At 38.2% G+C, this 13,417-nt stretch carries 8 protein-coding genes; 4 read left to right on the top strand and 4 right to left on the bottom strand.

What is annotated here, in order from left to right:
- The first annotated feature begins 288 nt into the window (after positions 1–288).
- The 4 genes from H4J69_RS01445 to H4J69_RS01460 all read left to right on the top strand — a co-directional run bounded on the left by H4J69_RS01445 (position 289) and on the right by H4J69_RS01460 (position 8,768).
- The gene (locus H4J69_RS01445; protein ID WP_182215291.1) at positions 289–2,697 is read left to right on the top strand and encodes an ABC transporter permease; all 2,409 of its coding nucleotides are present in this window, start codon (positions 289–291) and stop codon (positions 2,695–2,697) included.
- Complete coding sequence (locus H4J69_RS01450) at positions 2,697–5,150, top strand: ABC transporter permease (protein WP_182215293.1); 2,454 nt, start codon at positions 2,697–2,699, stop codon at positions 5,148–5,150. The genes H4J69_RS01445 and H4J69_RS01450 overlap by 1 nt, the downstream gene beginning before the upstream one ends.
- Positions 5,150–7,606, top strand: a complete 2,457-nt coding sequence (locus H4J69_RS01455) for an ABC transporter permease (RefSeq protein ID WP_182244540.1) — start codon at positions 5,150–5,152, stop codon at positions 7,604–7,606. Before H4J69_RS01450 ends, H4J69_RS01455 begins: the two co-directional genes overlap by 1 nt.
- A 121-nt stretch (positions 7,607–7,727) precedes the next feature.
- Positions 7,728–8,768 (top strand): tetratricopeptide repeat protein, encoded by a 1,041-nt coding sequence (locus tag H4J69_RS01460; protein ID WP_182215297.1) that lies wholly within the window; start codon positions 7,728–7,730, stop codon positions 8,766–8,768.
- 72 nt (positions 8,769–8,840) lie between these two features.
- Here the strand turns inward: H4J69_RS01460 and H4J69_RS01465 are convergent, their stop codons facing one another.
- The 4 genes from H4J69_RS01465 to H4J69_RS01480 all read right to left on the bottom strand — a co-directional run bounded on the left by H4J69_RS01465 (position 8,841) and on the right by H4J69_RS01480 (position 13,308).
- On the bottom strand, positions 8,841–9,272 hold the full coding sequence (locus tag H4J69_RS01465; protein ID WP_182215298.1) for a hypothetical protein: 432 nt from the start codon (positions 9,270–9,272) through the stop codon (positions 8,841–8,843).
- 245 nt (positions 9,273–9,517) lie between these two features.
- Positions 9,518–11,374, bottom strand: a complete 1,857-nt coding sequence (locus H4J69_RS01470; RefSeq protein WP_182244541.1) for a M61 family metallopeptidase — start codon at positions 11,372–11,374, stop codon at positions 9,518–9,520.
- Between the two features lie 138 nt (positions 11,375–11,512).
- Positions 11,513–12,457, bottom strand: coding sequence for a prolyl aminopeptidase (gene pip / locus H4J69_RS01475; protein WP_182244542.1), 945 nt, complete (start codon positions 12,455–12,457; stop codon positions 11,513–11,515).
- A 65-nt stretch (positions 12,458–12,522) separates the two neighbouring features.
- A complete protein-coding gene (locus tag H4J69_RS01480) occupies positions 12,523–13,308 on the bottom strand; it encodes a CPBP family intramembrane glutamic endopeptidase (RefSeq protein WP_182244543.1) in 786 nt (261 codons plus the stop codon).
- Positions 13,309–13,417 lie beyond the last annotated feature (109 nt).

Here is a 13,417-nt window from a genome sequence, read left to right on the forward strand (position 1 = left end):
CTAAAGTTGTTGAAAAGTTTAAAAACCAGATCCTGAAACAAGTTCAGGATGACGCTATTTTAGACTCGCTGGGTGTAAAACTAGTCGGTTAAGTCGGCTAACTCAATAAGTACTTTTTACCGTCATACTGAATTTATTTCAGTATCTAAAGTTGTTGAAAAGTTTAAAAACCAGATCCTGAAACAAGTTCAGGATGACGCTATTTTAGACCCGCTGGGTGTAAAACTAGCGAGATAACTCACCCTGAACCTTATTCAGGGTGATGGTCAGAAGATAGGGTCATGAAAAATGAACAGTTATTTAATCAAACAAGCATATTTAAGCTTAAAGCAAAAACCGATTTTTGTGCTTAGTGTGGTTTCTACCATGGGCGTAACCTTAGGTGCATTATTATGTGTGCTGACCTTAGCGTATGTCATGTTAATAAAACCCTTACCGTATCCTGACCAAGAGCGTTTATATAATGTTGAACATCAATTAATCAGTAATGAAAATGCTATTGATGGCCGCGCTTTTACTTACCCTAATTTAATGCATTTATATAACCAGCAATCGTTATTTGAGCAAAGTGTTTTAATGTATGTTGATGGCGGGGTCATTACTTCTTTGCCAAGCGAACCCATGGTGGCAATATCATTTATAACGCCGCAATGGTTTTCATTGTTCTCTGCAAAAATGGAGTTAGGGAAGGGATTTGCAGAAAGTGAAAAAGTTAACAGTTATAACCCCGTTGCCGTTTTAACTTATGAAACATGGCAAAATAAGTTTAATGGCGACATTAATGTACTTGAAAAAAGCCTGACGTTAAGCGGAAATAACTACCGAATTATTGGTGTACTCGCAGAAAATAACATTGAAGCGCCACTCGCCGGCGCTGGTTTTAAAACCGAGTTATATCTTCCATGGGATTATAATTCGGTAAGTGAAAGAGAACGAAAACGTTGGGGAAATGATGATAGCGGTTTGATATATGTTGGTAAGCTGAATAAGCAATATGCGGAATATTCCAAGCCACAAATTGATCAAATACTAACAAAGGTCGTCAATGAGAATTGGCAAAGTAAGGTATCGGGTCATGACTTTTTTAAAAATTGGTCGATCGTACTTGAAACACAAACATTAAAATCTTTTATTGTTAGCGATGGTGAACGTAGCGTTTACTTATTATTGATTGGATCATTAGGTTTACTGTTTATTGCTTGCGCTAACATCGCCAATTTATTTGTTTCACGAACAGTAGAGCGTCAGCAGCAACTTGCTATTTCTGCGGCTGTTGGTGCTTCTAAAGCACAATTATTTCGCAATATTTTAGCTGAAACAGGGCTGTTAATGTTTGCCGCTATTATACTCGCGCAGGTTGTTATTTTTGTTGGTTTTAGTGTTTTACAATATTACCTTGGTGATTTTCTACCACGCATTGATGAACTTGAACTCAATGCATTTTCATTTTCAGCTTCTATTTTACTTTTAGTCTTGTTAACACTTACCTTCTCACATTTATGTTTGAAAATGATCAACTATCATGCACTTAACGCTACGTTGCAATCAGGTGGCAAAGGCAGTGGTATTCAAGTATCAAAGCGTGTGCGAAACATCTTAATTAGCAGTCAAATAGCGACAGCAACCGCCTTAGTCTTTATTAATGTCGTTTTGTATAAAGACGCCAGTGAATTAGTAAACCAACCTTTGGGTTATCAAACAAATAACATTACCTCGGTCGTATTGGCATTACCCAATGTTGAAAGCGAGATAAAAGCACAAAAACTCACTGCCCTTAAAGCTGAGTTATTAGCCCATCCGAAAATAAAAAAGGTAAGCCAAGCGATGCGACCCACAGGCTTTGGTACTTTGGCATTAACAGCTATGGAAACAGACAATCGTTATACTGTGCTAGGGAAAGATATTGACGATCAATACTTTAGCATGCTCAAACAAGCGATTATTGAAGGTGACAACTTTAGTGCTGCAGATATTAAAGACGACAGAAAAGTGATGATTGTTAATGATGTTTTTGCACAAAGATTAGCGCCAAATGGCAGTGCGATTGGCTTTAAATTTAAAAATGGTGTTGAAGTTATTGGTGTTGTAAAAAGTATTAATATGCCTGGCATACAGAGAGTAGAGTCTCGTTTTTATTACCCCGCAAGTTTGGCAAGAAATATGTTGCTAATAGAACAGCATCAAGGGCAAATATTTAATCGTGATGAAATGATTAGTGCGATGAAAAGCGTTGATAAAAAATTAAGTTTATTCACCTTCACATCACTCAATGAATATAAAGACCGTCGATTATTTTCTTCAGTAACTACAGCCGTTACGACACTAGTATTGGCTATTTTAACGTTATTACTATCAGGTTTAGGTTTGTACGGTATTCTTAACTATTCTAGCCAAATGCGTCGTTTTGAAATTGGTACTCGCATGGCTATTGGTGCAAAGGGTAAAGATATTGTTAGCTTAGTCTTTAAAGATAATGCTGGCGCATTAGGCATTGGTTTAGTGGTAAGTTTTGTTGTATTACTTGTTTTGTATCTTGGTTTTAGTGACAGTTTAAATACTTATATTAGTTTAGAACTTTTGCCGTTATTTATTCTCACAGTGGGAGCAATATCACTGCTTTCATCACTTGCCTGTTATGTGCCGTTACGCCCGTTTATTAAAAACCCCGTTATTCATGCCTTAAAGGGGAGTGAATAATGAATTTATTTATCTATCAGTTAAAACAAGCATTTTTAAGCCTTAAGAAAAAACCAGGCTTTGTTTTTAGTGTTGTTTCAACCATGGGCGTTACGTTAGGCGCGTTGTTATGTGTGTTAACACTAGCCTATTTATTGTTGATTGAGCCATTGCCATACCCTGAGCAAGATCGACTTTTTGTTGCTGAGCATAAGGTTCTTGGCGATAAAAAAGAGACCAAAACAGTTGCTTATAGTTATGCTGGCTTGGTGCATTTATACCAGAGTAAAGCCGCATTTGAACAAGCGGCCATCATGTATTATGACCAAGATGTGATCCTTTCTCACCTTAACCAACCACTCGTCAATACCACTTATACCACGCCGGAGTTACATCAACTGTTAGCGTCGACTATGGCAACAGGTCGAATGTTTACGGCTAGCGAAGCTCTGGATGCCAATAATCCAGTAGCTATGCTCAGTTATAATACTTGGCAGCAAAAATATGATGGCAGTGCGGATATTCTTGAACAAAAAATCAATATCAGGGGTGTTAGTTATCGCATTGTTGGTGTATTGGCAGAAGGTTTTGTTGAACCTGAATTAGCTGAAATTGGGCGTGAAACGCAAGTTTGGCTGCCATGGGATTATAATCAGACTGACCAAGTAAGCAGAAAAAGTTTTTTGAGCATAAAAGGTAACTTTAAATTTATTGGTCAATTGAAAAAAGGGCTTAGCAAAAGCCAAGCACAACAACTTTTAACCCCTTTAGTGAGTAAACGCTGGCAAGAAGGTGTTGCTGATATGGAATTCTTCAAGGATTGGTCAATCGATATGCGAGTCCGCTCAGTGAAGGACGTTATGCTCGGGGATAGTGAGTCTATTGCGGTAATGCTGTTAGCGGGTGTGATTGGTTTAGTATTGATTGCCTGCGCAAATATCTCTAATTTGTTTATCGCACGTACTGCAGAAAAGCAACGTCAAATGGCGATTCAAGCAGCGATTGGTGCCACTAAGAAACATTTATTTAAAGCGATGTTGGCTGAAACCAGTTTACTGATGTTGATGTCGATCATACTCGCCTTGATAGTTGCTAAGGGCGGGTTTTATATTATGCAGCAATATTTGGCCTTGGTATTACCGCGAGTTGACGAGCTATCTCTTAATCCGATAACGCTTAGCTGTGCGGCACTAGCAACCATTATTCTTGCATTGTTTTTTGCTAAATTAAGTACTCGTATTATCAATTATCGTGCACTCAATGCTAGCTTACAAAGTAGTGGTAAGGGCAGTGGTTTACAGGTATCAATAAAGACACGCCAAGTCTTAATCGCCAGCCAAGTGGCATTAGCGACGCTATTAGTATTTGCCAACTTGAGCTTACTTAAAGATGCCGTTAAAACCATTAATGCACCGATAGGTTTTAGCACCAATAATATCTCGATTTTAACGCTAAACTTCTCTTCAACCCAATTATCTAGCCAGGAAGAGGTCATCGCCATTATGGCTGAGATCATAGAAAAGCTTAAAGCCTTACCACAGGTGGAAGCCATTGCGCATGGGAGTTCACCTTTAGATGGCTTTGGTATTAAATTGCTAACCAAACTTGATGATAATGAAGGGCATTCACCGTATTTAAAAAGAATTGATCATAGATATTTTAAACTAATTGAACAACCGCTATTACAAGGTGAAAATTTTACCAAGCTAGATAGACGAGATAACAACTATTCGATGATTGTTAACCAAGCGTTTGCTAAGCAGTTAACACCTGACGGTGATGTCATAGGTATGCGGCTAGTATCGATAAATGAGCCTGAATTTAAAATAATAGGTATTGTTAAAGATATTGCTATTCCCGGCGATACTCCGTTTGGCAGCGACGATGTAGCTGCGCCTATACCAAGGGCCTATGTGCCTGATAATCTAAACGACAACAAATTTATACTTAAAATAAAGGCTGACCAGTCTATTAGTCGTCAACAGTTGGGCAAATTATTAGCCGAAGTTGACGCTAGATATTCTGTATTTAGCTTCAAATCAGCAGATGAAATGCTTACTCAAAACTTGTTTACTCAAATTACTACCGCGGTGACAACGACAGCTTTAACGTTAATCACTTTTTTCCTCGCGGGTATTGGTCTCTATGGCATTTTAAGTTACAGCACCCAAATGCGCCGTTTTGAGATTGGAACACGTATGGCAATAGGTGCTAAACGTGGTGACTTAATATTACTGATTATAAAAGAAAACGTGAAGCCTATTATTGCTGGCGTATTGTTCAGCTTAGTTATTTTATTGAGTGTGTATTTCTTTTTTAGTGTAGAGCTTTCATCTTATATCACAGCGCAATTAACGCCGTTGTTTCTTGTGACACTTGTATTAATTTCTACTCTTTCGTTATTGGCTTGTTATTTACCCTTAAGACGATTTATTAATTCTCCTGCGATAAGCAACTTACAAGGAAGTGAATAATGAACTTATTTACCTATCAACTAGAACAAGCATTTTTAAGCTTGAAGAAAAAACCGGGCTTTGTTTTTAGTGTTGTTTCAACAATGGGAATTACCTTAGGTGCTTTGTTATGCGTCTTAACACTGGCCTATGTAATGCTAATTAAACCCTTGCCGTATCCTGATCAAGACCGATTATACCGTGTCGACAGCCAACAGTTTGATGCTGCTGGCGCTTTAAATGTTACTGCTTTTAGTTACCCGAGTCTCGTGCATTTATACAGGTACCAGCAAGAGAAGAACCAGCAGGTTTTCGACCAAGTGGCTTTATCAATTTATGACGATGAAGTACTAACGTCACTCGCCACACAGCCAACATTATCAACCGCCTATGTTACCCCTGAATGGTTTAAGCTTACTGCGGCAAGTATGACTATAGGGCGACCATTTTCTGAGTCTGAGCACATTAATAGTAATATTCCTGTTGCGGTATTAAGTTATCAAACATGGGTGAATGACTTTGCTGAAGCAACGGATATTCTCGATGAAAAAGTGACTTTTCGTGGTATAAGTTTTCAGGTTATTGGTGTTTTGTCGTCAGCGTTTATTGAACCTAAAATATCAACCATTGGCCGAGAAACCAACGTTTGGTTACCTTTTAACTTTAATGCTGGCGGCGAAACGTATCGAGCACGTTGGTGGGACAGGGCGAATAACTTAACCTTTATTGGCAAACTTGCTAAAGATGAAAATGTTGCACAAGCGCAAGCGAAAGTTACCCAGCTAGTGAATGAAACCTGGCAAGAGAATATCGACCAAAATGGCTACAACAAAGGTTGGCATATCGAAACGCCTTTATTGTCTTTTCAATCGGTAATTTTAGGCGAAAGTGGTCGTAGCGCATATTTGTTGTTATTGGGCGTTATTGGCTTGTTAGCCATCGCGTTTATTAATATCGCTAACTTACAACTGTCACGCACGGTTGAAAAAAAGAACCAATTAGCTTTACGTGCAGCGGTTGGTGCTAAACGTAAAGACCTTTTTAGTGTGCTTTTTACTGAATCATTTCTGCTGATGTTTGGTGTATTGTTACTCGCCTTACTTATTGCGCAAGTAGGTTTTGGTGTATTGCAAACAAACTTGCAACAGGTATTGCCTCGCGTTAATGAGCTAAGCCTTGGCTTATTCACCTTAACCAGCGCGGTAATAACCTCTTTGCTCTTAGCCATTCTATTTGCTTTGTTAAGTTACCGAGCGATAGACTTACGTCGCTTAAATAACAGCATTCAAACCAGCGGTAAAGGAACAGGGCTGCAAGTGTCGAAAGGGATGCGTACTTTCTTAGTGATCAGTCAAGTTACCGTGGCTACCGTATTAATTTTTATTAATATAAATTTATTAAAAACATCATTACAAACTATTTACGATCCGTCAGTGATGAACGTTGAGCAATTAAGCAGTGTAGTACTGACTCAATCTGATGCCGTTGAATTAACGCGCGCAGAGAGCTCTGCTATTACCGCAGAGATTCAACAAAAAATTTCAGAATTACCGCAAGTGAGTGTGGCGAGTAGAAATAGTTCACCGTTAACCGATGGTGAAGGTACTTGGTCGCTAACCGAAGTAACCTCGAATCAAACCGTATTACCGCTGGGTAAAAGCGTCGATAGTCATTATTTCTCATTAATGGGACAGAATTTATTAATGGGCGATAACTTCATTGAAAGTCACTTTACTGACCGAGCGCCAGTACTGATTATTAATGAGCAACTCGCCAAGCAATTAGTTACCGAGGAACAAGGTAATTTAAGTGCAGCACTCGGTAAGCAGCTTTCTTTTGGTGGCCCTAGCGCGTATACCATTATAGGTATCGTTAACGATCATAAATTGCCGGGAAAAACATCTATTCCAACACGTGTTTACATGCCTAATTTAAGTCGTTCTAACTTACTGATTAAACTAAAAGACAATCAAACGTTAACGCGAGAACAGTTAGTGTCTGCGATTAAATCGACCAGTAAATCGATCAGTTTATTTGAATTCTCAACCTTAGCGCAGCAAAAGGCTCAACGATTATTTAGCCAGTATACGGCGGCAATTACTACTGCAACACTCACGGTTATTACCTTCGTTTTGTCAGCGATTGGTCTGTATGGCATTTTAAGTTACAGCACCCAAATGCGCCGTTTTGAAATTGGAACACGCATGGCCATTGGCGCTAAACGAAGCGACTTAATTAAATTGATTATTAAAGACAATGCCAGTGCAATATTATTGGGCGTACTGCTGAGTGTTGGCGTGTTGTCTCTATTAACCATTGGTTTTAGTGAACAAGTCAGCCACTACATCACCTTAGAATTACTGCCGGTGTTTATAGTGACCTTAGCGATGATCAGCATGCTGTCGTTATTTGCCTGCTACTTTCCTTTGCGACAATACATTAACAAACCTGTGATCCATGCATTAAAGGGTAGCTAATAATGACGTTCACTATCACGACTTTATTTCTATATGCGTCTACTAATCTTTTCGTAATTAATGCTTGTATGATTTTTGTACCAATGGTATAAAAAATAATGGAATAAAAAAAGAGTATAAAATGGAATACAGTGAATCAATAATTGAAGGTAGTATAATCAATGAGTTAACTTGCCCTGATTGTGGTTGTAAGCATCATCAGGTGAAAGGCGTGATTAAATATGCCTTCTTTTTTATTGAGTCTATTCCATTTTACCCGGTTAAAAAAAGTACTATTATTCAATGTCAGCAATGCTGGGTTCAAACCGATGCAGCTACTTTACCAAAACAGCGTGTCAAAGAATTGTCAAAAAATCTATTTCCCGCTTGGCGATTGTCCAGTAAATTTTTAGGGTCGCTTTTAACGTTAATGTTCCTAGGTTACTTAGTACAAGGTGAAATCAAGCAACATCAATTGTCTGATCAGTTTATCGAAAACCCTGCTGTTAATGACTTCTACCATGTTGATTTTCGGTATCTTTCTAGTGAGTTACGACCCAATGAAAAATACCGTGTTGGGAAGGTTACTGATATTACCGGTGATGTAGCAACCGTGGTCTATAGCCGATTATTTTATCGAATGCAGCATGGTGCAGATGAAAGCATTAGAGTCGGGCATGTAACTCACTTTAGTTTTTTTTCAAGAAAAGAATATCATTACAGTTTTGCTGAATTACATAAAATGCGCACGCAAGGTGCTATTTATCGGGTTGAAAGACCGATTAAAAATGAATTAAGGGGTAAGCCCGTTGTAACCGCGAAAAAGCGTTTTTTAAGTAGTACTTACTTCCCTGGCGCAAGACAGAACAATTCAGGTTTAGCTTTTTTAGAAGCGAGCTATATAGATAACCATATCGAATTAGCCTTTGAAAAATTCAACCTCTCAGCTGAAAGAGGCTATAAGCTTGGGCAAGTTAATTTAGCTGAACTTTACATCACAGGTAAGCATGGTGAGCAAGACTTAAACCAAGCACTATTTTGGTTACAAGAAGCGGCCTTACAAGACCACCAACCCGCCATAGATAAATACCTTATTGTTTGCCAGCAAGTTGCACAGTGCAGTAAAAGTGACTTTATCAAGGTATTATCAGAGCAAGGTGTTAATTTTCATATAGACAAATAGAACCTAAATAGACTTGGTGGGTATAGATTTAAAAGTAAGAGACTGCAATATCGTATTTATTGTCGATGTTCATTAAGAAAACATATTCTTTATGCGGCTAAGGAGCTTTCCATCACTTTGCGCAGACTCATCGTATTCGTAAGGTGAATCTAATACGGCTAAACGCAATGAATACGTGCCTCCGTGTCCCCAAGGCCACCATAACGCTATAATCGCTGGTGTTGAATCTGTGGCAGGTCGAGCTAAAATAAGTTGATCTTTGTTAAGTTTAATTAAGGGACCTAAGTATTCTTTAATTTCTTGTGGTGCTTTTTTTGCCGTTTTTTTATTCCATTCATGTTGAAATTGTTGGCGAAGTGCGTCTAGCGTTTTATCTTTTTTATCACGAGAGAATTCAGACAGCATAGCGGAAAATCTGTCTTCCCAGCGCCATGTTAATTGCTCGCCTAATAAATGAATTATGGGATGAGTAAACTCTTCGATTTTTTCTTGGCAATATGACACAAACAAGTCCTATAAAATACGCTAAAAAGAAACTAGCTCTTAGCATAACAACAAATTATAGCCGATATATTACAACTGAATCACCATAAAAATAAAGCCTTTATTGGTAATAATTATCATTTGTAATAAATGTAATATAAAAGTGATTAAAATGTAAACTTACAATAAGCAATTGAAAGAAGTAAAGTTAATGGTTAGGTTAACTTTACTTCTCGCATAACTTTTACAGGTTAGGAGTCAGGACTCTATTTATTTTTATCGCTATTTTCTTCTGGTTTATCTGCGCCAAGCCATGCCAATAAAAATGCTTTTTGTGATTCACTTATCTCTTCATCATCTAGGGCTATTACTTTCACTTCTGGATTTTCAATAAAGGTAATCGTGGTTGATAGTTTTTCGCCACGTTGAATGTATTCAATCGTTGTACTTTCACCCGGTTTAAATTGCTCTAATGCACTTGTCCATTGACTGTCGTTACCTATAGTTCTTCGACCTACTTTAACTATTTGGTCAGTACGTTCAAGACCTGCTTGATAAAGAGGAGAGCCAATTTTTATTGGTTTCTCAATAATGGCAGCTTCGCCACTAAAATTAAATTTAACCTGACCTAAAAAAGCATCACCTGGGTGAGCACTAACTATTTTTAAGCCAGCATGAGTTAATAGTGATGCGTAATCAGGTTTTACTTGTCCATAAATATATTGCTCAAAGAACTGCTTAGCAAAGGTATCATTATTTAATAAAGTCCCTAAGGTATGGCGCAAATCTTCACGGGTGTAAGGAATTTCTGGTTTACCAAAATCTGTCCACATTTTTCTCATAAAATCATCAAGTGATTTTCCTGGAAATTGCTGGCGAATAGATAAATCTAGTGCTAATGCCATGGCACTGCCATAGCTGTAATAGCTGAAAAAGGTATTACTAAAATTAGTTTTATCAATAGCAGTACCCGCATCGGTAAACGTTGCCAGCATACTCGCACCTTCAGGGGTGAAAAATTTTCGACCAGGTACTTGCTCAACCTGATTAACCGTCTTGGTAACAGCTTTTAAGTATTCATCAACCGTAGACTCTTGCGCTCTGCGGATCATTAATTTGTCATAGTAAGAAGTAAAACCTTCGGCGAACCATAAGTTTGTTGTCATGTTATGAGCACTGAAGTTAAAAGGTTCTAATGCTTTAGGTCTTATGCGTTCAACATTCCAAGCATGAAAGAACTCATGTGATAAGGTGCCTAATTGTGAAAAATTCCCTTCATCTAATGATTGAGTATTAGTGAGAATTGTTGAGTTTCTATGCTCCATGCCATCGCGATTGACGTGGGGTAAATAACAGGCAATAAAAGTGTATTCTCCGTAATCAAAAGCAGGTAATTCGCCATAAACTTTAATTTGTTCAGCAACTACAGCTTTAGCTTGACGGGTAAATTCAACTAAATCTTCCTCTAGACCATTGTGATGCACAGCTAAGTTAATTTGGTAATCTTTGCCACTTGAGTGAACAGTCCAGCTTTTTACTTGGTGGTCACTAAGCTCTGTTGGGCTGTCCATAAAATAGGCTAAGTTGGGGGCAGTGAAGGTATATTTATCTTGGGTTTTTTGTAGCTGAGTGGCCACTTTCCATGTTGAACTAAAAGGTTCAAATGTTACTTTGATAGGACGCTTCTCATGGTTTGATGCCCACATAAACGTAGCAGGAATATTCAAGTGAGCATGTGTTCTGTCTATTTGAGCATAAGTACCATCAGCGCGGTCACCAAATAAGGTGTACGTTACGGTTACCTCACCATCGTGATTGTCGATTGCCCACTGATAAGGGTTAGGTCGCGTAATTTCTAAGGGCTCGCCCATACTGTTTACAGCAGTCACGTTATAAACGTTTTTAGCAAATTCATGTAAAGCATAGCGCCCTGGAGAGGTGCGGCTCATTTGAACGGTCAAAACTTGGCTTTCAATGTCTGGAAAGGTTACCGAAATTCGCGCTTCATGATGAACCGCGTTTTCGAAAGTCACTTTATAATGTGTAACGTTGTCTTTAACAGGTAATGAGTGACTTGAAAAAGCCACTATTAATGCTAAAAGAACTGTGGGGGCAATTCTCATTTTTTAATCCTAAGCGTTTTATATTGTATAATTATTGGCTTAGTGTAGAGAATTATTACTATTTTTTACAGTAGTACTTTTAACAATAATGAAAGTAAGCAAGCCATATCATTAAAAAAAAGCTCATAATAAACAATATTATAGCGTTAGCATTTTATTGGTGGCATTAATTAACTGATCTCTTGTTTCAGGTTCAATTGAAGCATGGCCAGCAATTGTACTGAACAATGTAGAATTTGGCAGTTGTTGATGTAAGAGCCAAGCATTGTCAAAAGGGCAGACAATATCGTAACGGCCATGAACAATAACCATAGGAATATTTTCAATCTTATGACAATTTTTTAGTATCTGATTTTCCGATAAAAAGCAGCCATGCACCATATAATGAGCCTCATGACGAGAGAGAGTCCAAGAAGAATCATCGCCGGTGAGTGCAGCAACAAACTCTTCGTTAGGCTTTAGCGTGCAACAACGGATCTCCCATTTAGCCCATGCTTGTGCAACTCGCTCTGCGGCTATTTTATCGTCACCTGTCATAATGTCGTAGGCTGTTTTAACACCGGTCTGAATTTCACCATTAGGCAGAGCATCAAGATACTCTTGCCAATAATCAGGAAAAATTCGAGTACCACCTCCGCCTTCAAATGCCCATCGAGTATCCTCGGCACGCCCTAAAAAAATACCGCGTAATACTAAGCTGATCACTGATTCAGGGTGAGTTTGTGCATAGACTAAAGCCAGTGTTGATCCCCAAGAACCACCAAAAGCATGCCATTTTTTAATCTTTAGCTTTAGACGAATTTTCTCAATATCGGCAACTAATAACTGAGTATTATTATTATCTAAACTACCAAAAGGCAACGAACGACCACAGCCACGTTGGTCAAATAATATAATGAGATATTTCTCAGGATCAAAGAAACGTCGGTCATTGGCTGAACTCCCGGCTCCTGGTCCACCATGAATAAAAACAACGGCTTGTCCTTTTGGATTACCACATTGTTCTACATAGAGTTTATGTTGGTCACCAACGGGTAATAAAAAATGATCAAAAGGTGTGATTTCTGGATAAAGTTCGTTCATTGCTACGCTCATCGTTAATAATGAAATGAATTAATCTCACTAGGGTTAATGTTATCGCTATCTAGCTAGTTCATGAATAAATACATAGTTACACTGGAGTATAAATTATTTATAAAGTGCAGGTAAATCGGTAGGTAAATACCACCGCTACTATAGCGTGATACACCTAAAATCATGGCTAAAGGAAATAATACCACGAGTATGTTTATATCGTACTGGCCCGCATGAATTAAAGTAAATAACACACTGGTTATAATAATCGTAACAATAACACCTAAAGGCGAGCTTGCTAATCCTTTAAAGATAAAGCCCCTAAAAATAAGTTCTTCAAAAAATGGGGCGGCTATCACGACGGCAATAAAGAGCAAGAATAGATAATCAGTAGTGTTATAAATATTTATCATACTTTGTGGCGTTTTTATACCTAAGGCATCTGAGGCAAAGTAAGAAAAGATAAAATAACCTATTAGGGCAAGATTATAATTAATGAAGTTGGCTTTATTTGGCCATTTGTTAAAACCTAAATAGGCCGCAGCTGTTGTTAGCTTTCTTCTTGCTGCGCAATAAAAGATCAAGGGGGTTAAACATAAAGCCGTGATCAGATAGTTAATCGCATTAAAGTCACCATCGAGTGCTAATCTTTGACTTATTTTTACTCCAGCGGTTAGGACGCGATCTATACTCATTGCTGGTGCGGCGACTTCTATGCCTGCGGCTATAGCAAGAACAGTAATCGAAATAATAAAGTAGAGGATAAAAAACAGTAAGGTTAACCCTAACGTTGCACTAGCGCTCCACGGGCGACGAGTTTCAGTTAATGTTACCGCTATTTTTTGTGCATCAGCTAACATTGCTTTTCCTTGGTATTAGGACATAAAGAGAAAACACTCAGTAGTAACATTTACAGTAAATAGGGAAAGTGTTTTTTTCTCTGTTGATTAAGTGCTTGCAGTGCTAAAT

Origin of the sequence: Colwellia sp. BRX10-9, assembly GCF_014077405.1 — a bacterium.
GTDB lineage: Bacteria > Pseudomonadota > Gammaproteobacteria > Enterobacterales > Alteromonadaceae > Colwellia_A.